We start from the raw sequence: 22,356 nt of genomic DNA, 5'->3' as shown, positions 1-22,356 counted from the left end.
TTTTTTTCATCCCTCATAAGGAACTATGGCCTCTGCAGTCTGAAAAAATATTCAGTTGATTTCAGAAATCCGCTCCCTTTCCGCCGACTGTCTGCCAAGCCTCCTCACCGCAAGCGGCTGTGGGGTCTTGGCTAGCCAGTTATTCGGCAGGAGTGTCGCAAATTTCTTCAATCTATTGGGTGGATTCATAAAACAGTAAAAAACATTATCAAGATTCATGATAAGGCCAGCCTACAGTTTTTTCTAAAAAAACATTCCAGTTGATTGGAACGGAAGGTGCGAGACTCCTACGGGAAAAACGTGTCCAAGGGAGACCCCGCAGGCGCAAAGAGCGCCGAGGAGGCTCCCGGACCGCCCGCGGAAAGCGAGTGCCTGGAGTGGAAATCATGTATTACAACCAGGTCTTGTTTAAGCTTTTTCATTCGTTAACGCACTTTTTTCGATCCGTCCGCGCCTAATGGTTCGGGGGGGCACTTACGAATCCCCATTGGTCAACAAAAGAAAAAAGCCACTATCCAGTGGCCTTTTCATTTCATTCATATTGGTAGAGTAAGCTGCCAGGAAACACCAAACTTATCGGATACCCAGCCGAACTTCTTACTAAAGAAATAGTCACCCAATGGCATCATCACTTGTCCGCCATCAGATAAGCTCGAATAAAGCCTGTCAATTTCCTCTTCACTATCACATGTAAGGAATATTGAAAACGATGGTGTAAATGTAAATTGATGCTTAACATTGCTATCGATGCACATAAATTCCTGATCCTTCAAGGTAAAGGTAGCCTGCATGACACTTCCTTCTGTACCAGATTCATTTGCACCATACCGAACAATGCTGGTTATTTTCGATCCTCCGATTAAAGATGTGTAATAATTCATCGCTTCCTCCGCATTCCCTTCGAACATCAAGAAAGGTGTGACCTTCATCATTCTCATCAAACTCCTTTTCACCTTTACTTAGTTTCTTCCATTGAATCATGGCGCCCACCAGTTACCTGAAACCACGATCATTGTCTGTAATTTTATCGTATTGGCAAAATAGTCATCATCATCTTGTTCCTGTATCGTCCGATTCCATAAGCGATTAATCCATTGCTGGTTGGAGGAATCAACCATGGCACTCACCATGAATGGAGCGACGAAGCTTGTACTATTACCTTCTTCCACGGCTTTTCCGCTTAGCGTATAACCGGATTGGATATTTTCAGGGTTGCCATCCGTTTCCGCTTTAATCCAATCATTCATCTTCTTTAATTGCGGCAGCGCTCTTTCATCACCAGTCAGTAAGTAATCGAGCGTATAGCGCCAAGGGGTCCTGCTGCTGTTCCAGCTATAATTGCCGTCATTCTCCCCTTCTAAAAAGCCCGCTTCTGCCGGGTGATATTCTCCCTTGGATTGTACAATGAAGTCCGGGATGAGCCCCGTATTGCCGCTTTTCTCCTTATAAATAGATTGAATGACCTTATACGCCTTATCTCTTACATCTATCCATTCATCATTACCAGTCGCCGCCTCAAATGTCTTAAAATGATTAAGAAGAAGGTCAGAGGAACGAGTCGATTGTCCGTATATGTCATCTTCATCTTCCGCCCAGTCCCCTAGTTTAACAAGGGACTGCGACCGATTTATTTCATTCGACATGATCGCATCAATGATGTCCTTTGCACTCGAAAGATAGTCGATTGCCCCTTCACTTCCCCACTGGCGGTGTGCCAATAATAATGAATAGGCGATATCCATATCGCCATCAGTTGCTGAATCGGCATCCCCTGGCATATTGATGATTTTACCCGATTTATCCTTTACTTGCTGCCATGCCATTAATGTAGGGTCATTATCACTTCCATGCGCTTTATAAAAACGGTAAAGCCCATCGAAGTACTGCTTATCCTGGCTGCCTGCCATGATTGCCGTTATCATCATCCCATAACCATGCGCTTCAGAAACGGTCACTGCATTCTTGGGCTCAGCATATCCTTTATCATTATAAAAAATATAATATTCATCATTTTTATCGGCAGGCTGCTTAAGGTATTCATTTTTCCAGGTTTCATAAAAATTCGCCACGGCAGCATCCATTTCCTCCTGTGACAGATTGTCAGGTTTTATCGTCCCCGCTTGATAGACTGTATGCTGGGGAAATGCCCTTTTACCGGCAATCTCTTTCTTTTTGGTTTGAGAAACAAATGCTATCGAGGCAATGATCCCAAAAACGATCACGCCCACCACCGCTATCAATAAACTTCTTTTTTTCATAGCTTTGCTCCTTGGGTTATGATGCAGTATTCACTTAGAATATTGAGCGAACCATAAAAATTTGTATGTAATTCATTTCTGCTATCAAAAGGTCCTGCCCACTTTTGCTTCCGAGCCCTTCCATATTCTCTTTATATTTTCCCGATGCAAAATGAGGACGAATAAACAAATAAATGATGAGAGTGCAATGATGAGCCTGCCTTCAAAAAATAAGCTGTATATCAATATGGAAATGCTCCCCAGCATCGAACTGAGAGATACATATTTTGAAGATAGCAAACTAATGAGAAATACCATGCAAGCAATGAATGTACCTAATGGAGCTAAAAATAAAAACACTCCCGCCGATGTTGCCACGGCCTTTCCCCCTTTAAATCCCGCGAAAACAGGAAAGGCGTGGCCAATTATCGCAAGTAAGCCGCATAGTGCAGGGGAAACGTTCGAATACAGCGTCATCGGGAGTACGCAGGCTACGATACCTTTCAATAAATCAGCAAATGCTACAATCGTCCCTGCTGTCTTGCCCAATATCCTAAAACTATTAGTTGCGCCAAGATTTCCACTCCCGTATCCTCGGATATCGGTATTGTAAAACGATTTCCCGATGACCAAAGCAAATGGGATGGAACCTATTAAGTAACTTAATAGGAGAATTATCATGTTAAGCATAAATTACCTTCTTCTTGTTATTATTGGAGATTATTCTTTATTCATTCTTTTACAATCCCGAAGACAAAACCATCATAGGAAATGCATCAATGACAGGCAGCCCTGCTTCTGCTTGATTGCCAAAATATAAATCTACATCATTCCACCTTTTTCAATTCCATACATCCTTCGCCATCCAATGAAATATATAGATGCTGATTTATGACTAGCGAAAGCGGAAAGGTTTCCGACTCTTTATCCGAGAAAATCCAACGCCGTTTCCTTGGACCTAAAAGTAAAAACGAACCTGCTTCATGTTCACCCATGAAATTCAATCCATCTTCTCTTATCGCTTCACCATTCCTTACAGGCACACCATTGCTGATCAACCGATTTCCCAAAGCCCTGACTTCATCTGTCGTAATGTTTATTTCACTGATGCACAGGACGCTTTGAGCCGAAAAAGACTCAGTCCCGGATTCGGGCGATACGGAATATCTCGATATGAACTCGACAATGTTGCCTGAAGGGTCTAAAAAATAAAAAGACTGTGCGTCTAAAAAGCTGAAATAAACTTCGTCATCATCCTCTTCCCTGGTCAATTCCACTTTTGATTTCGCCCATGCTTTTGCCGAAGCAAATAAATTGGTCGGAATGTTCATGGCAAAATGGTAAAAAGGCTTTTCTTTGTGATGATATTTTTTGATTTCAAGTACACTTTCCCCTGCCTTAATTTCAAAACCATCAACCTTTTGCGATAGTAGCTCAAATCCTAACACATCAACATAAAAATTCCGCATTTCATTCCAGGCATGACTATACAAAGTGACCTTATTGATATTCAACATCCAATCTCCCTTCCACTTAACAAATATTGTAAAGAAATACTGCATTTGTGCAAAGATTCCGTACTTTTCAAAATCTATATAATTCTATTCCCTGTGCCTATTTTCACTACAAATAACTCAAAAAGGACCGCCAAATTCGGTGGTCCCTCGTTTCAGCCTTATTGAAAGGTTCACTCTTTAATTTTCAGTCCAAGCATGGCTGCAAAGACTATCGCTTGGTCCGGGGAAACTTCGCAGCCTTTTAAATCTTCCGGGGATACGGTAATCCTTTGAAATGTAGAACTGCTAATATCAATTCCCTTGAGCGGTGTCCGGGAAAAGTTCACTTCATTTAATCTGCATGTTTCGAACTTCACTTTAATGAATTTACACTCATAATAGTCAGCACTTTCCAATGAGCAATGATCGAACCTCACTTGCTTTAAACTGGAATAACCAAAAGCACTTAAATTCAGGTTGCAATTCTCAAAGAAGACATTCCCCAAGCTTGCGTCAGACAGGTTAATGCCTAAAAGTTTGGACTCTTTGAATTCCACACGATGAATCGAGCCGCCCATGAAATCGGCATTCGTTAAATCGCAATGATCAAAGATGACATCCGTCAGCTCGATATTCCTGAATGATACATCACTGAATGTCACATTTTTAAAAATAATCTGGGATAATACGATTTTGTCCATTTTTTCTCTATCGATCGTGCAGTTGGTTATGATACGGGACTCAAGATAAGGCTCATCTTGATAATATATTTCCTGAAAGTTCGCTTGTGTTAGGTCTTGGGGAATTTTTGGCTGTTCAATTTTGATTTTGCCTGACATATTATCACCTTTTCGCTTTATTCTTCATTCACTGGATTATCCAATCGATAGGGTTTCATCGCCGGTAATATAGCAACTGGTCTACTAAATTTCGACTTAACTATAAACTACATTACAGTGAAGTTCAATCTAAGAATTTCGCGAAAATGACTATTATTTTTCGTTATTTTGTGTCAACATTTTGCACAAAATAAGCTGCCTCATCGGCAGCTTGCTTACTTCAAGAAAGTATTGAATCCTCTTGGAATCCGGTAATAATATAGAGCTGCAGCCATTATCGCTATCATTCCGCCTATCAGAAAAAATGCTTGAAAGATATTTCCTCCAACAGTCGGGGAATGGGATACAAAACCACTTGAAAACAGAAAAAGGACACCAAATCCCAACAAGAATAGGGCCATTTTTTTAATCCTTCTTTTGAACAGGATATATCCCGAAAGTATGATGATGTACGATGCGGCTAGGACCATAAGAAATGGAAATAACGGTTTGAATTTTGCGGCATACACGAAATGATCGAAATTCGATATATCAACTGCATCTATCGCCTGTTCATCATTTACGTGTGTGAAAAGCGTGGAATACTTCCATTCCCAAGGTTTATCCACAATTTCGCTTCCTTCATACCAGGTACAAAACGTAAAAACCATAAAGAAAAGTGCAGCGATAATCATTTGCAAAAAATGGTTAAAAGTCAATATCATCTCCTCCAGCTGTCATTATACCAATAAATGGGTGATTTTCAATAGGAGCCCAAAGTGATAAAGCAATATGTAAACAAACACTGTTTCCTGAATAATATAATCTAACCACTTTTAAGGAGCGTTTGAGATATGATCACTCATGGAGATGACCTCCTTATTTCAGGAGCATGGTTACTCGGCATCGGTACACTTGTAGGTGCAATCGGGCAAACCCGGCAAACTTTAACGAGCACTGACCTCGGAAAAGATCTCGTCCTCAAAGGGAATGGCATTGAAGCCGTTGGAAATTCGCTGCAAGCAATCGGCCGTTCGAAAATGCTGAATCCGGAAAATGAACGTACGGAAACCTATTTCATATTCGGTTCTTGGCTTGAGGCCATTGGCAATATCGCAGATGCAGTTGGAATAGGTATGCAGTTGAGTGGTTCAGTGGAGGAGGGCATTAGAACCGATGCAATCGGCAGTGGAATCCAAGGCCTGGGCGCAGCTATTGAAGCATTCGGGGCATCGCTGACTGAGGAGACCATTTCACGCTCTTTTGAGATCAAGGGGAATGGCCTCATTTCAGCCGGATCATTTTTGGAATCCGTGGGAAATATTTTCATTTTAAATGAAAAAGTACGGTTGGGAGAACATATTCTTTTACTAGGCAGCTGGACCCAAGTTTTCGGTGCATTTATATTGATCGAGGCCTTTTCACTTGACCCAGAACCCGAACCTGAGAAAGGGAAAGATGGACATAACCGCCATTATAGCTATGCCAACTATCGCTAAGGGGCCACGAGTTCGACCTTCATCCGATCGGGATCTTCGAAATATACCGCATAATGATCCTTCCCGCCGGCAAAAGGATGCTTGTCGGCATAAAGGATGGTACCCTATAACTTTCTGGCGATCTCGCCAACCTGTTGCCGGACCGGCCACTCCCCCTACGAGAGGTAATGCAGCCATTTCCCCGCCCCCTTTATCAAAACCAACGTTTAAGCGCAGGTCCACTTATTTTATGATTCCGTTATAAATCTCTCCGCCGCCATTTATTTTGATAATTTTCAGGCGATTGGTATTTTTGACGAAAACGGTTTTATATTGTTTTTCACCGTTCAATTCAATAAGGAATACTCGCTTACCATCGTTATCCGTTTCCTTATTGAAAGTATAGTCTTCGTTGCCGATTTGCTCGATGATTTTGTCATATTAGGGCAAAGAAGACCACTTCTCATGTTTAGGACTTGTTTGAGTTTCTGTTTTCGAGGGTTGTTTTTTGTTGTTCATTTTCAGTTTGGGTTTGATTTTCATCGGTTGTTTGGACAGATTTCCCCCCGTTTTCATCCGCTTTGTCATTATTGCAAGCAGTTAGCATTGTTGCTGCGGCAATTAACGCAATCATAGATTTATTCATGCTTCACATCATCTCCTATTCCTATATTCCCATTCATTTTAACTAAAAACCTGATTTAACTAAACAATACAAATCCGAGTGGACAGAATGGATTTATTTTGGTATTATAGTTACTCAGGGTAACAATTACTCACGATAACTATATATTGATAAGAGGTGTTTCTGATAAAGACTTTCCAAAAATTCTTTCAGCAATTATTGCTGCTGTACCGGCCGTTTGAAAATAATCTTAATATCCAGCTGAACAAGCATGATTTACACAGGGCGCAATGGTCCATTTTGTATTACTTGAACAATTATGGTTCGGCGACGCTTGTAGAGCTTGCCAATTACCAAAGCGTGGAGAAACCCACGATTACGAGGACCATTGCCCGCTTGGAAGAGCTGGGGTATGTCGAGCATGTGCCAAGCAAAGATAAACGCGAGAAAAGGATGCGGCTTACGGAGCTTGGCAATAAGGTCTACAGCGAAGTCCGCGTGACAATCGATCAATATGAACAGGAAATCTTGAAAGGGATCACGGAAGAGGAACAACTCGCTGCCATACGCATCATGGGCGAAATTAGAAATAACATTATAAAGTAAGGAGATAATAACATGGATCAATCCAGAACCAGACTGTGGACGAAGGACTTTGTCATCGTTTCGTCCATCAATTTTTTCATAACATTAATCTTTTATTTACTGATGGTGACACTTGCCATCTATGCTGTTAATGAATTGGATGCTTCTACAAGCGAAGCCGGACTCATATCGGGGATTTTTATTATCGGGACGTTGATCGGACGTCTGTTCATCGGCCGTTTCATTGATTCAATCGGCCGCAAGAAAACATTATTCATAGGTTTGATCTTTTTCACTTTGACAACACTTCTTTATTTTGTGGACCTTGGAATCGGCTTCCTGCTTGTTAACCGCCTGATCCATGGGATGGCAATGGGGATGGCAAGTACTGCGACAGGTACGATCGTCGCGCAGATCATTCCGCCGACACGAAAGGGTGAAGGCATCGGCTATTACAGCATGAGCGCAACACTTGCGACGGCTATCGGTCCTTTCATCGGTCTGTTCATGGCTCAAAATACAAGCTTCCAAGTCATTTTCAGTTTCTGCCTGGCTTTAGGTGTGATCTCCCTTATTACAGCATTCTTCCTGTATGTCCCGGCATTGAAAGTGACGGCAAAAGTTACGGAAAGCAAAGGATTCAAGCTTTCCAATTTCATTGAACCTAAGGCACTGCCCATTTCCATCATCACTCTGTTATTGGCTTTCTGTTATTCCAGTGTCCTTTCTTTCATCAGTTTCTATGCCATTGAAATCAATCTGGTCAATACGGCAAGCTTCTTCTTTGTAGTGTACGCAGTAGCCGTATTGTTATCACGTCCTTTCTCAGGACCATTGATGGACCGGAAAGGATCGAACTTCATTATGTATCCGGCTTTCATTATTTTTGGAGTAGGCTTGCTGCTTCTAAGTATGACAACCAATAGTTTCACTTTACTGGCAGCTGGTTTCCTCATTGGCCTCGGATTCGGTAATATGCAATCAAGCTCACAGGCGATTGCCGTTAAACTGACACCGCCTCACCGAATGGGGATGGCAACGTCCACCTTCTTTATCATGCTTGATGCAGGACTTGGCTTCGGCCCTTATATTCTGGGATTCATTATTCCGGTAACAGGTTACAGCACACTTTATGTCATCTTGGGCGTTTTGGTCATCTTAACCTCCGTCCTTTACTACTTCTTGCACGGCAAGAAGGAACGTACAGCCAGAACGAACTTGGCTTCCATTTAAATGAAAAAGGGATATCCCATTGGAGGATATCCCTTTTCATTTAACAGCTTCTAGCTATAGTAGGTCCTTATTTTATTTCCAGGTCATCGATATAAAGTTCAAAACTTTTGCTGTTCTTTTTATTTATGACTGTTTCACCTTTATATATAGTCTTTCCAGTCTTTATATCTGCAATCAGAAGTTTGGCAGGCTTGTATGTTAATAAGCCATCCTGATTCATTCCGTTCAATAGGAAGTACACACGCCCGTTCTTAAAGGCAGCGGTATATTGCTCTTCTTTATTAGCAGCTATATCCAGCTCGGTGTCATTCGTTAACGTTTGACTGCTGAGGTCAAACGTATTAATGCGATATTTACCTGATTTCATTTCAACTGTATAAAGGTTTTTTCCGTCTGTATATCCTGATCTAGCCATGTCCAGGCTAAGTGATCCTTTTTTAACCGTTTCTACTTTTTCCGTTTCATAATTATAAGATAAAAGCTTGCTTTCCTTTAGTTTTTCCTCAAAGCCATCATCATGATTTACCCCTTTAATTAACGAAATGAATACCATGTTGTTTGGCTGGGAGGGAGCAAGATCGATTGGCATCTGAAAATCAACTTGTTCTGGGTCAGTAAAGGTTTCAGATACAAGGGTTTTATCGCTCAAGACTTTTTTATTGGCTACATCGATCGTATACAGATGAACTTCTTTCGTTTGCTTCTCATTGTTGGAATTCACATCATTCATCGTTAAAACCTGTAGTTTTGAATGGACCAATTGCACATCCCTGACATCAATATTCATGATTCTCCCTTGATTCGGAAGTTCAATTTGGAAAGAAGTTTCCTCTTCATCCTTCTTCTCCAGTAAACCGATATCAAACTTTGCTTCCATCTTCCCGTTATTCGTAATATCGCTATTCACCCTAGCGTAAGCAAGAAAATCATCGTCTTCATATAAAGAACTAATGGAATCCTTACCACGCATAAATGAACGATGTTCTTTTACCAATCTTTCAATTAGATGATCTTGTCTTCCAGTTAAGTTCTCCAAGTAAGACCTTTCGCTGGCATATGTCGTTGTATTGGATTCAATTGTTAATGGTTCGTAAAAATTACTGCCATTTTGAAGCGAAGCATTTATGATCACCGGATCAAGCTCGTTATCGCTGCCTTCCAGTGTCTTGAACGTATACTTTGGAAGGCTGGAAGCGGAGGAAGCTACTTTGACATAATAGGTCCCGATGCTTAAGATGACAACCATTCCAATAATGATACTGCATAAATAACGTTTCACCTTGTTCACTCTCCTTTTAAGTTGTTATACGGTAACGCGATTTTTCAATAACCAAGCACCAAGCCAAACCGATAATCCTGTCAAAATGATCCCTATTGCGAGCATCAGGCCAAATAATTCATTAGGATAGAAATAGAAATTCCCGATTTCCATTAAAACTGGGGCTAAAAACAACACAGCAGCGATTCCGCAATATAACAAGCCCATTATGATTCCTTTTATGCGGAAACTTCTTTCAAACATGATCGCCGTGAATAATATCGACATGATCATAAGACCTATGCCATAGGAAAGCAGGAATTGCGTGAACGTGCTTGGGATGATCAATGACAAAATCGGAATGAGTTTCGTAATGCCGTAAGTTGAAATTTCATGCAAGAGCGCTTCCGGCACATTCGAATTAAATAGGGCATTTTCCATAGGTAAAATGATGATTTGGAAAGCAATCAACCCTAATACCATCAGGAAGATGGCCGTAGCTTTTGAAAGGTAGATCGATAATCTGGATGTCGGTAACATCAATAGACGATAAATGAACGTATTCTTTCCAAACCAATCACGATACCAAATAAGGAAAATGTAAAAAATAAGGGCAACCGCACTCAGCGCTATCGGTCCTACAAACAAGAGGGTATGGGCAATATGGCTAAAATCAATGCCTCCATAATTGGTAATATAAGCGGCTTCAGATAGTCTTTCTTCTTTCATGATATCCCTGGCATCATTAAGAAGGCTCTTCGTTACGATGATCACGCCGGCAAATTGCGAAACCAAGGTGATCAACAATAAGCTAAGATAGATTTTACTGAAACGGTTGATTTCAAAGTTCACTAGTTTTATATATCGCATCATGATTGATACACCTCTCTCATTACATCGACTACCGATTTCCCTTCCTCTTCACGCATTTCTTCTGTATTGAACTCTTTAAGCACTGTACCGTTATCCAATAAAATGACCTTATCGATCAAATGTTCAATATCACCGATTTCATGGGTCGTGATGATGACTCCTCTATCTTCAATCAGGTGGCTCGCAAAGACATCGGCAATTTGCTCGCGGCTAAACATATCGATTCCCGAAAATGGTTCGTCCATCAGTACATAATCGACGTCAAGGGACAATCCAAGCATCAGGTTGAGCTTAGCTGTATTCCCTTTTGACAATTCCGAAATGCGATTCTCCTCTTTAAGCTTGAAAAATCCCATTAGTTGGTTAGCTCTTTCCGGATTCCAGGACGTATAGAAATCCGACATGAAAACCATGGCCTGTTTAATGGTCATTTGCGGAAGCATGGTCGGTGCGTCCGGAATGAAGGTGATTTTTTCATAACTGTCCTTTGTCATCTTTTGATCATCGATCAGGATTTCACCTTTATATGGCGTCAAGCCCATAATCGCTTTGAGTGTAGTCGTTTTACCGACACCATTTATCCCGATCAGACAAGTGACTTCGCCTTTATTGGCTGTAAATGAAACCTCATCCAAGATCTTTTTCCGTCCATAATTCTTGGAGATCTTTTTTACTTCTATCATTGTTCTTCCCCCTCCCTTATTTCTTCCGAGTATTTTTCTTTAACCACACGAAGCAGTTCATCAACCGGTACATTAATCGGACGAATCGCATCGACAAACGTATCGACGGCTGCCAAAATCAATTCCTGCCTTACAGCCTGTAAAATCGTTTCATTCGTCGTGATTTGACTGGGGAAATTTCGTTCTGTATGAATCAAGCCCTGTTCCTCCATTTCTTTATACGCTTTTTGAGCGGTATTTGGATTTATATTGAGTGAAGCCGCCAGTTCTCTTCGGGAGGGAATTTCCTGCCCCGCCACGAAATTACCAATGGCTATTTGTTCTTTAAAATGCCTAACGACTTGCAGATATACCGGTTCCCGGGTATTTACGTTCATTAAAACCACCCCCTATTTATTAAAAAAAGCCTGATATGCGTGTATGTACTAAGTGGTTCATACACCTTATAGAAGTACTATACCCGTAATACACCTAAGCTGTCAACAAGGCATTCCAAAAAAATGAAAACCCCGTATGCGCAGTGCAGACGGGGTTTTTCCTTAGTTGCCTTTCAAGGAGATGCTAAAATCTCATTGAAATAGATGATGAAGCAGCCGATCTTTATCTTCAAAAAACTGTTTCATTAACAAATAGTGATTGGACTCCTCTAACGTCACCTCACTCATTCCCTCATCTGAAATTTGGAGGATTTTAGCATCCGGATAGGCCATGATGATCGGGGAATGGGTGGAAATGATGAATTGGGATCCTTGTTGAACAAGCTCATTTATCCTGGCCAGCATCGATATTTGTCTCAATGGGGACAAAGCAGCTTCAGGCTCATCGAGGATATACAATCCATCGCCTTGAAATCGTTCTGCAAAAGCAGAAAAAAACGATTCCCCATGAGATTGCTGGTGCAGCGATTTTCCACCGAAGGAATCGATGATTTTCGACCCAAACGATGACTCCCTGTCCAATTCCTCTATATTCGTAGCTAAATTATAAAAGGTTTCCGCCCTAAAGAAGAAATGATCCTTCGGTTTGTATACGCCTTTTTTCAAACGGAGGTATTCGTCCAAATTGGAATGTGAATCATAATTGGAAAAATTGAAATTCAACGTTCCTCCTTCTGGATTGAAGCCATACGCAATCGCAATACCTTCAAGCAAGGTGGACTTCCCCATTCCATTTTCCCCGATGACATAGGTAACACTGGGATGAAAAGCAACTTCCTGAAGGTGCCTGATAACCGGAAGATCAAGAGGGAAATGGTCATACGAAGATATTCGGTCTCTATTGAGGTAGATGCCCCTGATATACTGTGAATCATAATCTAGTTTCATTTGTTATCACCCTTCTGCAGAATATGTTCTTAGAGCCATTCCATTAAGACTGCAACAATCCAATACGCCATTGATTGTTCAAATTGATAGATTGATAATGTTTAATTCTAAATGACCGCCCACTTTGGATGCAATTCAATTAAACTTACTGAAATGCGCTGGGTTGAATCTTTCACTCCCGATTCGTTTATCAGTGCAGGCAATTCCTTATCCGCATACCGTTGATGTGAATCTTCATTGTCCCATAATGATGCGGCCAGATATCTGCCGTTTTGCCTTTTACCGAATGCGCCTGACAGCTTACCCGGTATCATCCCCCTGTTCCCTGCGTCTTTTAGCACCTGCTCAAAACGGGCTCGTTTAACATTTTCAACAGAACATTCAGCCACTCGAAGTAATTTTCCCTTATCAACAAAACCCGTAATGTCCGTTGTTCCTATATTGGATACCTCTCGAATATATCGACAGAAATATTTGTATACGTACTTCCCTGGTCACTCTTGGCGAAAATTTCATCATGCTGATGCTGCATGAAACGTCGATAACAAAGGAGATCTTTCCAAACGGAGAGAATGCCTGCTTCACAGGGTTCATTTCTATTCACCCTCCAATTTGACCGATGAAGCCAGCACAATGGCGCAACTGTCCCCATCCCAATTGTGCTTTTGAAAATGAACGCTTGTTTTCCTCATTCACTTGGCATTTAATCCACTTCATTAGCATGATGATCCCCACGCTTCGCCCAATGTTTCGCTTTTTCATCGACCTTTTTGATAAGATCATTTTTCCCGTTTACATATCCTTTAATATCATCTGGGAATTCCTCTGCCAAGCGCTGCTTCAGCCTACTATACTCTTGTGCTTCATCAGGGTGTGCCCGCAAATAATCCCGAAAAGCGAGGTGTCGGGCTATTTCTTCATGTCCTTTTTGGAACATGTGAATATGGTGCGTCCTCTCATCCCCGCCTTTACGAAAAAACCGTCGTCCGACGATTCCGTTCTCGCCCCTGGCATCATACCCCATCTCTTCCATCTCTTTATTAAAGTCAGCCACACATTCCACATCTTTCACCACTGCCAAAATATCTATTACAGGCTTGGCATGGATGGCCGGGATGGCCGTACTGCCAATATGGTATACATTCATCATTTCAGGCCCGAAAATATCCTGTAATTTTTGGCATTCATCATGAAATAGCTTGGACCATTCTCTCTTATATGGTACGACCTCGACCTTTCTCATGAAAGCCTCCTTGATAGGAATTGGCGTTTACATTCCGTTTTACTATTTCCTTATTTTAACACCAATGTGCATGCATGACGAGGATTGGAATGCAGTAATGGACATTAACCTTAATTCCTTGTATTTTCTCAGTCAGCTCGTTGCCAAAGAAAATGTTGAACAAGGCAGCGGGAAAATCATAAATATCACTTCGATGCTCACCTTCCAAGGAGGCAAGTTCGTACCCGCATATACTGCGAGTAAACATGGCGTTGCCGGGCTGACTAAAGCCTTCGCTAATGAATTGGCGTCTAAAAACATTCAAATAAACGCGATTGCCCCAGGTTATATTGAAACGGCCAATACTGCCGCGCTTCGTGCAGATGAGTCAAGAAACAAAGATATTCTCTCAAGGATTCCGGCTGAAAAATGGGGAACACCCTTTGATGTCATGGGAACTGTCGTTTTTCTTGCCAGCAAGGCCTCTGACTATATGAATGGCCATATCCTCGCTGTTGATGGAGGCTGGCTCGTTCGTTAATCCGCTGATTATGATATGTAAATCAATAGTTTAAGGTTAACACCCTTAGCCAAAGTGCTTAGGGTGTTTCTTACATCCAATGTTTAACAAAATCAGCTAACTGGCGTTGGAATCGTCATGCTCCTTTGTTATGATGAAGGTATCCCGTTCTAGTTCAAGAAATAATATCCTTTAGGAGAACATCATGAAAAAAAAGAAAACTACCATATCAGATGTTGCTGAGAAGGCCGGTGTTTCCAAAAGTACGGTTTCTCAATATATTAACCAGCGTTTTCGTTATATGAGTGCTGAAACAAAGGACAGAATCGAGCAAGTCATCCAAGAACTTGACTTTCGTCCCAATGATAATGCCCGGAATTTAAAAGTGAAAAAAACAAAAGTCATTGGCATACTCGTAGCTAATATTTTACATACTTTATCCACTGAAATCATTCGTACCGTAGAAGAACAGCTTCAGCAGCACAGCATGAAAGTATTCATATGTGACTCTGCCGATGACCCAGAGAAAGAAAAAGAATACCTTGATTTGCTCGTTTCTACTCAAGTGGATGGAATCATCATCTTTCCGGTAGGAAATGATTTTAAAGTCTATAATTACTTGATCGATCATTCCATTCCAATGGTATTCGTCGATCGATTAGTTGATGGCGTAACTTCCGATTCCGTTCTTTTAGATAATCATGCTGCAATCTTTTTAGCCGTTTCCATGCTGGCTGAAAAAGGACACGAAAACATTGCATTTTTAACCTTACCGATTGATATCCCGATCACACCAAGGTTGGAGAGGATCGAAGGATTTAAAAAAGCGATGGCATCTCATAATTTGGAAGTAAGGGAGGATGATATTCATTCTTTACCCAGAAACCAAATTCAAGAAAAACTGGCCCGGATATTCGATGCAGAAAAACCACCGACAGCCATTGTGGCAGGAAATGATTTAGTATTACGTGAAATCCTTAGCTATTTGAAAAAGCAAAAAATCTCAATTCCCGGGGAAGTGGCGATTGTCAGCATTGATGATGTCGCTTATACGGAGTTTTATGAACCATCCATCACGACAATTGGACAGCCCATACAGCAAATGGGAATTAAAACAGCTGAGTTACTATTGAACCGGATAACCAATTCGGATCAGGCCCCGTACATTACTTATCGGTTTGCCCCAGAACTCATCGTTCGAAGTTCATGCTAATTGTCATACAAAAACGGCAGTTTAAACCACTGCCGTTACCATTTTTCAAGTAATTCAAAACTTCACCTTGGAAGTCAACCGCCTTTTGCTGATTCCATGACATTTAAGATAAATGGCGCTTTCGCTTTTGTGTACCCCACTATATCTGCAGGATGCTTTTCTGCTAAGGACATTTTTAATTGCTGGTATTGTTTCCGTACGTCAGGATGACTTCTTAAATAGTCCCTGAATGAAAGTTGATTCTTCCACTGTTCACTTCCGAATCTATAGATATGCAAATGGTGTGTCCCCGCTCTCTATTGGCCTTTTCTAAAGAAACGCCTTTCGGGAAACTCCTTATGCGGGACAAATTCATACCCAATCGATTTCAACGGTTCAATGAACATGTCAACTTCAGCTAAATGTTGGACGCCAGCCATGATGTCCAAAATCGGTTTTGCCCCCAACCCCATGACGGATGTACTTCCAATATGCTCGACACAAAGGGAATCGTTCTTTAAAACCTCCATTATCCTCGCTTTTTCCTGTTGAAATTCACCGACCCAATCAGGGTTATATTCCTCGATCTTCACTGTTTTTTCCATATATTCACTCAACTTTACATGAAATCGTATAGTCAGCCATCATTTTTCATCACGTGACCATTTTACGAAAGGATCTTGGCTGCTCGGCTCATAGTAAGTTCCGGCATACACCTTTTCTTCTCCCGTTATTTTATTCGTTCGGATGACTGTATATCTTCCTTTATCATAATTTTTGGTAAGATGATATGTCCGGGATGAAAACCCTTTTTCGGGCCCGGTTAACTTTTCTTTAGTTTTATACACTTGAGGTTTATTCAAGTGCTCTTTCACTACACTTTTAATATTCAGCGGCGTGCCTTCAAGCTTAACATCACTTCGGAAATCGGCAACCCCGGTCTCTGTTTTCCCTGAAGGAACGGATGCCATTTCGATCGTATCATGGGTTTGTTCCGAGAATGTTTTTGTGACACTGTATGAATAAAGGATATTCATCGAACTTATATTATGTTTCATTTTGCCAGCAAATTCAGGCATGGCAACATTCAATAGAAAGGTGATCGAAATACATGCGATTAATATGATAAGCGAAATTTTCTTCATATTTCCTCTTTCTCAACTATGTATTCTTGTAATCCAACTTGTTCATTTTCCTTAGGAATAATCCCAAATTTGGCGATTAATAGAATGGCAAGAAAACTGAAACTACAAAAACTAGTATTATCACTTGTAATAAATGAAGCCTGTATAATACGGGATGCCAATAATGAATTCAAAATATAAGAAAATAGAAACCCTGAATAGGATAGGCAAACCAGATAGTTTCCAATCAATGCCCTCTTGTAATGTACATACTCCGACTTATTTCCCTTCCTGATACTGACACAATGTCTAAATTGCCTAATGAGACCGTATGCGAAACCAATAATTAATATGACCGCAATGACAAAATCAATTATTGCTTCCTCCACTGTTTACCCCTCCTTGGTAATCCGAACTAAAATATAGTAAATTATTACATTAAACTCATCATATACCATTTATGATAAAATGATAAATATTTCCCACTTTAATATTGGAGTTGTATCATGAAAATTTTTGTAAAAATAGTATTATCGTTATTTATGGTTCTATATCTATTACTCCTTACAAAGCTCATTTTATTTAAAACCTTCTCGATAACCGAAATGAATGGTCATATTAGTTTTTCCCATGGCCGCTATTGGGGGTCCCATAACTTCATCCCTTTTAAAACCATTGCCCATTACCTGTTCTTAGCGGATGTTAACCCATCGATCCGGATTGAAAATATAGCGGGAAATATCATCGGCTTTGTACCGTTCGGCTTGATGCTTCCCTTACTATCAAAAAGGTTTTCCCAACTCAAATCGATCTTGATTGCAACATTCTGTCTTAGTTTCACCTATGAGATTCTTCAGCTTTTATTTGAATTAGGAAGTTTTGATACCGATGATTTGATCCTGAATACTCTCGGCGGGGTTATAGGATACCTGCCTATTAAACTGTTTTACATCGTGTTCAAAAAGAATGGTACCATTCGCAGTCAAACCAAAGGACAGTAATTTGCTGTCCTTCTTTTGTCACAAAAACCTCTTTACGCAGCGATTGAAAGACGAATACATGCATGTCCTTATTCTTACGTATAAAGCCAGAAGAGGTTTCAATATAAAGGAAAATATACCTAATATTACTGCGGATGAATAAAAAAAGACCACCAGATTGGTGGTTGGAGTTTGTAGACAAATTCGAACAAATCGGGTTTGCCTACATTTTTTTATTGCTTGTACAATGAACGTCGATTTCCGCTACAGGCACTCGCTTTCCGCGGGCGGTCAGGGAGCCTCCTCGGCTTGCGCCTGCGGGGTCTCCCTAGACACGCTTTTCCCGCAGGAGTCTCGCACCTTTCTCTCCAATCAACTTTGTTATAACATTTAGTTAGAAACCATACCTGATGAGTTGAGGTTGTTAGCTTGGGAACTTCATTTGATGAAAGATATATTTTCCGAACCCCTTTTGTGTACAAACTGAGGCCACCGGATTGGCGGTTATTTCAAATTCTTAAATCCGTATTTTTCAAAGATTTTCATGGAGGCTTCCGTTTGGAGATAGTCATAGAATAGCTTGGCTTCCTTGGCATGATCCAGGTTATTGATCATTCCCACGGGATATATGATCGGATCATGTAAATCTCCCTGGGCTGCTGCAATGATTTCAACTTTTGATGAGTTGAGCGCATCCGTTTTATAAACGAGGCCTGCGTCCACATTTCCCGTTTCCACATATGTAAGCACTTGCCGGACATCCTTGGCATATACCAATCGATTTTCAATCTCTTTGAAAAGGTTCATGTTTTCCAAAGTTTGTTTCGCATATTGCCCTGCCGGTACAGACTCTGGAGTGCCAATCGAAATTTTAGCGGCCTTTGTGAGGTCTTCCAGTGATCCGATTTCCTTTTTGGAATCCTTTGGCACCACCAGCACCAGGTCATTGCCGACTAAATCGATTCCATTCTTCTCTTCAATAAGATCTTCCTCTACTAATTTATCAAATTTATCTTCTGCTGCTGAGAAAAACAGGTCAACAGGTGCACCTTGGGATATCTGTTGCTGAAGAGCTCCAGAGGCTCCAAAGTTATAATGAACTTCCACATTTGCATTCTCTTTTTCAAAAGACTTCTTTATATCATTCAAGGCATCTTGCAAACTTACAGCTGCGGAAACCGTCAATTCAACTTCTCCTCCGGCTTGCGCCTTCATTTCCGTTTCATCACTTGAACACCCTGCACCCGCCATCACAAGCATCATCATCAAAAAAATCATAAGGTTTGTTTTTTTCAAAGTCACTCTTCCTTCCGGCCTTTCATTATAGGATGGCTACTAATCCAGCAGCCTTCCGTATTCATTCTTCCTTTTAGGTTCACCAGCGGGAACACCAAGCATTTAGCTATAAAGAAGTTTGGGCTGTCGGGCTAGATAGGAAGGCGTACCATTTTGATTGAGATTAAGGATCAATTTCATGACCTCCACTATTCCCTCAGGTTTCTCCAACTCTATTTCCTTATGATAGGACTCTATGGATGTGTTCCATTTTTTCATTTTTTTCTGATCCTTCAATATACTCAGCAATTGTTTTTCAAAAGGCGTTTTCTGATTAAGTTTAAATACAAGGCCTTGCTGTTTTAGATACTGCAGATTGATTTCCTCCTGCCCCGGAAGTCTGGAATGAACAAAAATCGGAAGCCTTTTTCGCAATGATTCACTGATCGTGACACCGCCCGGTTTCGTAACGATTGCGTCCACTTCTTCATAAAGCTTATTCATTTCTGCCCTTGATGAGATATAGGGCAATGGTTTGATATGAGGTAAGTTCCATGTATTGATTTCTTCATAAAGCTTGTTGTTATTTCCGCAAAGAACTAAATAATCAAAGTCAGTTGAATTCTTTAACTCATCACCTAAGTTCAAAATCCCTCCCAGACCGCTATTTCCTCCGGATATCAAAATTTTTGGCCGTTCTGTGTTTCTTTGGACACGGGATTTTTTTGTAATTTCCTCGTGCACGGGAATTCCAGTGACCATCATCGTTTGTTTTGGTATTTGACGCTTACTCATCAGCTTTTCTTTCACTTCTTGACTAGGAAGAAAATGGGCATCTATCCCTTCGCTTCCCCACACATTATTAATAAAAAAGTCCGTGTACACGTTTATTACCGGTGTGCTGCACTTCCCTTTCATCTTTAACTGACTCAAAAGATATGAAGGGAAACCGTGTGTACAAACAATTAAATCAGGCTTTTCTTCCGCTATCAATCGTTCCATCTTATTCATGAATAATTGCTGATACCATTTACATACACTTTCCTTTGGCGAGTGAACATAAAACAGATTCTTATAGGCAAGATTATAGGTTTCCGGAGCATAACGGATCCATGTCAGATAACTATTTGCAATGAATTTTTCTAGAGAGGTATTGGTATAACTGATTAGATCGATTTTTTTATAAGTAATCCCATTTGAATGCTTTTTTAACATATCCATCAATGCCTCTGCAACTTGATGATGTCCCGACTGCATTCGAAAGAGAGGTAAAAACAAAATCTTCTTCATATGTGTCATCTCCTAAGAAATCATTCTGAAAATACAAAATATATAGTTCATGATATCTTCCTCTTACAATATCGTTGAACACATTCCTTAAATCGATTTTTTATTTCCGACGTTTTATAATAAGGAGCCGACTCAACTTTTGGATCTTTGTTTTCTCTTTTTAATGTATTTGATAGTAACATATAGGACAAAAATAACTAAAAATACAACACCTAAATATGGAACATATTTGGGATTAACATTAAAAGCATCCCCCACATAATAACCGGCCACTATAAAAGGGACGGTCCATATTATAGTGCCTAATAGGGAAAAGAGGAAGTATTTCCGAAAGGGTATAGAAGAGATTCCTGCAAAATATGGACTTATTTGCCTCATCCCCGGAATATAAAATCCCAATACTAAGGTTTTTCGTGCATTATCCGTATAGTTTTTCTTTGCTTTCTCCCAGCGTTCAGCCGTAATCCCAATGAATCTTCCATATTTATTTATAAATGGATACCCCACATATTTTCCGCATGCATAAGCTGCAAGCATTCCGATAAAGGCGCCGAGAATTGCACACAGCATAGCTAAACCCATAGAGAGCTTACCTTGGACAACCAGCACCCCAATAAGAAATAGAAGTGATTCTTCTGGAGCAGGCACGCCCACAATGCCGAAGAATAAAAAAAGAAAAATGATCATGTATCCATATGAATCAATAAAATGTAAAAGCGTATCTATATCCATAATACCCCCAGAATTAGTTATAAGTCTTTTAAAGAAATAAAGTGTGTTCCTTTTTCCTTACTCTCCTGCAGGTAAATTTTTAACATTTCAATCATATAGCCTGGCGCCTCTTTATCCGCACCCAAGGTTTCGCCACAGTCATGAAGCAATAGGATGGAACCTTCTGTCGAAGTGCTTCGAAGCTGATCAAGCAGAGTATTTTTACAATTTTCGACTTTCCAATCCCCAAAGATGCCGGACCACATAATTACTTTATATTTCCTACTGAACAGTGGGGTAAACATATTGAAATGGCCCCATGGCGGTCTATAAAATATCACCTTTTCATTCGTGCATTCCGTTATCGCCTTTTCAGTCATTTCCAACTGTTTTCGCAGATGAATTGGTGATAGGATCCAACTTGAAACATGATGAAAATGATGGATACCTATCGTATGTCCCTCTTCATGCATTCTTTTAATAATCCCAGGATTACTTTTCACTTTACTGCCCACAACAAAAAATGTGGCCTTTATCTCATATTCCTTTAAAAGATCAAGTAATTTTATCGTATATTCAGGGTTTGGGCCATCATCGAAGGTTAGCGCAATCCCATTATTCGAATTGATTTTTTTGGTTATTCCCAGGCTGCATACACGAATTAGCACCGTTGGGATAATAGTATAAAATATTAATAGCAATAATAAAATAATAAAACTAATCAGCCATATATGCATCACACAAAACTATCCTCTCATTATTGATATTACCAATACTGATCCTTTCCCTATATCATAATCATTTACTACAATGCAGCAAATGTTATTGTATTCAGGTAATTCATTATAAAACCTCTCCTTACAATTTAGCATTTTTTTTTCATTATTTTCACTTATCATTATTTTTTTATTTTTGTAAAAGTTGAAGGACATTAGTTCTATTACAGCAATGTCTGCATTTTTTTATTTAAAAGATGTTGCAGTTGATTCCAGAAATCCGCTCCCTTTCCGCCGACTGTCTGCCAAGCCTCCTCGGCGCAAGCGCCTGTGGGGTCTCGGCTAGCCAGTTATTCGGCAGGAGTCTCGCAAATTTCTTCCATCCTTTTAGGATTACTGTAAAAACATGAAGGATCCCCTATCATAAACTTGCTTCGGGATGTGTCCGAGCCTTCAGTCTTTTCCTGAAATTACATTCCAGTTGACTCCAGAAATCCGCTCCCTTTCCGCCGACTGCCTGCCGAGCCTCCTCGGCACAAGCGCCTGCGGGGGCTCGGCTACCCAGTTATTCGGCAGGAGCCTCGCTCATTTCTTCCGTCCATTAAGGGGTACTGTAAAAAAACATGAAGGATAAACTAGTCTTGTTTAAGATTATGGTTCGGGGCCAGAGCAATTCGAAACTCCTTTTGCCGGAAAATTGATGGAACCGCCAGAC

General features: G+C 40.5%; 25 protein-coding genes and 4 pseudogenes. 6 read left to right on the top strand and 23 right to left on the bottom strand.

What is annotated here, in order from left to right:
* Positions 1–536 precede the first annotated feature (536 nt).
* From ACZ9AO_RS21190 to ACZ9AO_RS21165, 6 genes are all read right to left on the bottom strand, one after another.
* Positions 537–932, bottom strand: a complete 396-nt coding sequence (locus ACZ9AO_RS21190) for a VOC family protein (RefSeq protein WP_476110248.1) — start codon at positions 930–932, stop codon at positions 537–539.
* A gap of 45 nt (positions 933–977) precedes the next feature.
* The gene (locus ACZ9AO_RS21185; protein ID WP_476110246.1) at positions 978–2,258 is read right to left on the bottom strand and encodes a family 8 glycosyl hydrolase; all 1,281 of its coding nucleotides are present in this window, start codon (positions 2,256–2,258) and stop codon (positions 978–980) included.
* A gap of 84 nt (positions 2,259–2,342) precedes the next feature.
* Complete coding sequence (plsY, locus tag ACZ9AO_RS21180) at positions 2,343–2,927, bottom strand: glycerol-3-phosphate 1-O-acyltransferase PlsY (protein WP_476110244.1); 585 nt, start codon at positions 2,925–2,927, stop codon at positions 2,343–2,345.
* Positions 2,928–3,064: 137 nt separating this feature from the next.
* Positions 3,065–3,751, bottom strand: a complete 687-nt coding sequence (locus ACZ9AO_RS21175) for a VOC family protein (RefSeq protein ID WP_476110242.1) — start codon at positions 3,749–3,751, stop codon at positions 3,065–3,067.
* Positions 3,752–3,924: 173 nt separating this feature from the next.
* Positions 3,925–4,572: a pentapeptide repeat-containing protein gene (locus tag ACZ9AO_RS21170; protein WP_053536578.1), complete on the bottom strand. Its 648-nt coding sequence runs from the start codon at positions 4,570–4,572 to the stop codon at positions 3,925–3,927.
* Between the two features lie 215 nt (positions 4,573–4,787).
* Entirely contained in the window at positions 4,788–5,270 is a 483-nt protein-coding gene (locus tag ACZ9AO_RS21165; RefSeq protein WP_476110239.1) for a DUF4306 domain-containing protein, read from the bottom strand.
* 135 nt (positions 5,271–5,405) lie between these two features.
* Between ACZ9AO_RS21165 and ACZ9AO_RS21160 the strand changes: the two genes are divergently transcribed.
* Positions 5,406–6,050, top strand: coding sequence for a DUF6944 family repetitive protein (locus tag ACZ9AO_RS21160; RefSeq protein WP_048686654.1), 645 nt, complete (start codon positions 5,406–5,408; stop codon positions 6,048–6,050).
* On the opposite strand, the pseudogene ACZ9AO_RS21155 reads toward ACZ9AO_RS21160, so the two are convergent.
* Together ACZ9AO_RS21155 and ACZ9AO_RS21150 are read right to left on the bottom strand one after the other, a co-directional pair.
* Positions 6,047–6,148 (bottom strand): annotated as a pseudogene (locus ACZ9AO_RS21155) (VOC family protein); the annotation flags it as partial. The gene ACZ9AO_RS21160 and the pseudogene ACZ9AO_RS21155 overlap by 4 nt on opposite strands.
* Before the next feature lie 350 nt (positions 6,149–6,498).
* Positions 6,499–6,675, bottom strand: coding sequence for a hypothetical protein (locus ACZ9AO_RS21150; RefSeq protein ID WP_476110237.1), 177 nt, complete (start codon positions 6,673–6,675; stop codon positions 6,499–6,501).
* A gap of 165 nt (positions 6,676–6,840) precedes the next feature.
* On the opposite strand from ACZ9AO_RS21150, the gene ACZ9AO_RS21145 reads away from it, so the two are divergent.
* Both ACZ9AO_RS21145 and ACZ9AO_RS21140 read left to right on the top strand, forming a co-directional pair.
* Positions 6,841–7,260 (top strand): MarR family winged helix-turn-helix transcriptional regulator, encoded by a 420-nt coding sequence (locus tag ACZ9AO_RS21145; RefSeq protein ID WP_476110314.1) that lies wholly within the window; start codon positions 6,841–6,843, stop codon positions 7,258–7,260.
* Between the two features lie 12 nt (positions 7,261–7,272).
* Complete coding sequence (locus tag ACZ9AO_RS21140; protein WP_253512716.1) at positions 7,273–8,472, top strand: MFS transporter; 1,200 nt, start codon at positions 7,273–7,275, stop codon at positions 8,470–8,472.
* 67 nt (positions 8,473–8,539) lie between these two features.
* Here the strand turns inward: ACZ9AO_RS21140 and ACZ9AO_RS21135 are convergent, their stop codons facing one another.
* The 8 genes and pseudogenes from ACZ9AO_RS21135 to ACZ9AO_RS21100 all read right to left on the bottom strand — a co-directional run bounded on the left by ACZ9AO_RS21135 (position 8,540) and on the right by ACZ9AO_RS21100 (position 13,854).
* A complete protein-coding gene (locus ACZ9AO_RS21135; protein ID WP_476110235.1) occupies positions 8,540–9,751 on the bottom strand; it encodes a hypothetical protein in 1,212 nt (403 codons plus the stop codon).
* A gap of 24 nt (positions 9,752–9,775) precedes the next feature.
* Complete coding sequence (locus ACZ9AO_RS21130; protein ID WP_251543407.1) at positions 9,776–10,603, bottom strand: hypothetical protein; 828 nt, start codon at positions 10,601–10,603, stop codon at positions 9,776–9,778.
* Positions 10,600–11,286, bottom strand: a complete 687-nt coding sequence (locus ACZ9AO_RS21125) for an ABC transporter ATP-binding protein (protein ID WP_251543405.1) — start codon at positions 11,284–11,286, stop codon at positions 10,600–10,602. Before ACZ9AO_RS21125 ends, ACZ9AO_RS21130 begins: the two co-directional genes overlap by 4 nt.
* Positions 11,283–11,663, bottom strand: coding sequence for a GntR family transcriptional regulator (locus ACZ9AO_RS21120; protein ID WP_476110232.1), 381 nt, complete (start codon positions 11,661–11,663; stop codon positions 11,283–11,285). The genes ACZ9AO_RS21125 and ACZ9AO_RS21120 overlap by 4 nt, the downstream gene beginning before the upstream one ends.
* 192 nt (positions 11,664–11,855) lie before the next feature.
* Positions 11,856–12,611, bottom strand: a complete 756-nt coding sequence (locus ACZ9AO_RS21115; protein WP_476110230.1) for an AAA family ATPase — start codon at positions 12,609–12,611, stop codon at positions 11,856–11,858.
* 107 nt (positions 12,612–12,718) lie between these two features.
* A complete protein-coding gene (locus ACZ9AO_RS21110; RefSeq protein ID WP_476110228.1) occupies positions 12,719–13,000 on the bottom strand; it encodes a hypothetical protein in 282 nt (93 codons plus the stop codon).
* Between the two features lie 47 nt (positions 13,001–13,047).
* Positions 13,048–13,328: pseudogene (locus ACZ9AO_RS21105) on the bottom strand (DUF4937 domain-containing protein).
* Positions 13,315–13,854, bottom strand: coding sequence for a GrpB family protein (locus ACZ9AO_RS21100; protein ID WP_476110226.1), 540 nt, complete (start codon positions 13,852–13,854; stop codon positions 13,315–13,317). The pseudogene ACZ9AO_RS21105 and the gene ACZ9AO_RS21100 overlap by 14 nt, the downstream one beginning before the upstream one ends.
* A 79-nt stretch (positions 13,855–13,933) precedes the next feature.
* On the opposite strand from ACZ9AO_RS21100, the pseudogene ACZ9AO_RS21095 reads away from it, so the two are divergent.
* Both ACZ9AO_RS21095 and ACZ9AO_RS21090 read left to right on the top strand, forming a co-directional pair.
* Positions 13,934–14,374: pseudogene (locus ACZ9AO_RS21095) on the top strand (SDR family oxidoreductase); the annotation flags it as partial.
* Positions 14,375–14,558: 184 nt separating this feature from the next.
* Positions 14,559–15,566, top strand: coding sequence for a LacI family DNA-binding transcriptional regulator (locus ACZ9AO_RS21090; RefSeq protein ID WP_476110224.1), 1,008 nt, complete (start codon positions 14,559–14,561; stop codon positions 15,564–15,566).
* 74 nt (positions 15,567–15,640) lie between these two features.
* On the opposite strand, the pseudogene ACZ9AO_RS21085 reads toward ACZ9AO_RS21090, so the two are convergent.
* From ACZ9AO_RS21085 to ACZ9AO_RS21075, 3 genes and pseudogenes are all read right to left on the bottom strand, one after another.
* A pseudogene (locus ACZ9AO_RS21085) lies at positions 15,641–16,150 on the bottom strand (GrpB family protein).
* Positions 16,151–16,189: 39 nt separating this feature from the next.
* Positions 16,190–16,690 carry a hypothetical protein gene (locus ACZ9AO_RS21080; RefSeq protein WP_476110222.1) on the bottom strand — a complete coding sequence of 167 codons (501 nt, stop codon included), beginning with the start codon at positions 16,688–16,690 and terminating at the stop codon, positions 16,190–16,192.
* The gene (locus tag ACZ9AO_RS21075; RefSeq protein WP_318292531.1) at positions 16,687–17,058 is read right to left on the bottom strand and encodes a hypothetical protein; all 372 of its coding nucleotides are present in this window, start codon (positions 17,056–17,058) and stop codon (positions 16,687–16,689) included. Before ACZ9AO_RS21075 ends, ACZ9AO_RS21080 begins: the two co-directional genes overlap by 4 nt.
* 117 nt (positions 17,059–17,175) lie before the next feature.
* Here ACZ9AO_RS21075 and ACZ9AO_RS21070 point away from each other — a divergent pair, with 117 nt between their 5' ends.
* Positions 17,176–17,670, top strand: a complete 495-nt coding sequence (locus tag ACZ9AO_RS21070) for a VanZ family protein (RefSeq protein WP_476110220.1) — start codon at positions 17,176–17,178, stop codon at positions 17,668–17,670.
* 483 nt (positions 17,671–18,153) lie between these two features.
* Here ACZ9AO_RS21070 and modA read toward each other — a convergent pair whose 3' ends face one another.
* From modA to ACZ9AO_RS21050, 4 genes are all read right to left on the bottom strand, one after another.
* Complete coding sequence (modA, locus tag ACZ9AO_RS21065; RefSeq protein WP_375541215.1) at positions 18,154–18,945, bottom strand: molybdate ABC transporter substrate-binding protein; 792 nt, start codon at positions 18,943–18,945, stop codon at positions 18,154–18,156.
* Positions 18,946–19,047: 102 nt separating this feature from the next.
* Entirely contained in the window at positions 19,048–20,214 is a 1,167-nt protein-coding gene (locus ACZ9AO_RS21060; RefSeq protein WP_476110218.1) for an MGDG synthase family glycosyltransferase, read from the bottom strand.
* Between the two features lie 132 nt (positions 20,215–20,346).
* Positions 20,347–20,946 carry a DedA family protein gene (locus tag ACZ9AO_RS21055; RefSeq protein WP_476110216.1) on the bottom strand — a complete coding sequence of 200 codons (600 nt, stop codon included), beginning with the start codon at positions 20,944–20,946 and terminating at the stop codon, positions 20,347–20,349.
* A 17-nt stretch (positions 20,947–20,963) separates the two neighbouring features.
* Positions 20,964–21,662: a polysaccharide deacetylase family protein gene (locus ACZ9AO_RS21050; protein ID WP_251543472.1), complete on the bottom strand. Its 699-nt coding sequence runs from the start codon at positions 21,660–21,662 to the stop codon at positions 20,964–20,966.
* Positions 21,663–22,356: the final 694 nt, after the last annotated feature.

It is taken from the genome of Peribacillus sp. TE19612 (assembly GCF_056279465.1).
This window is presented reverse-complemented; position numbering and strand designations above follow the sequence as displayed.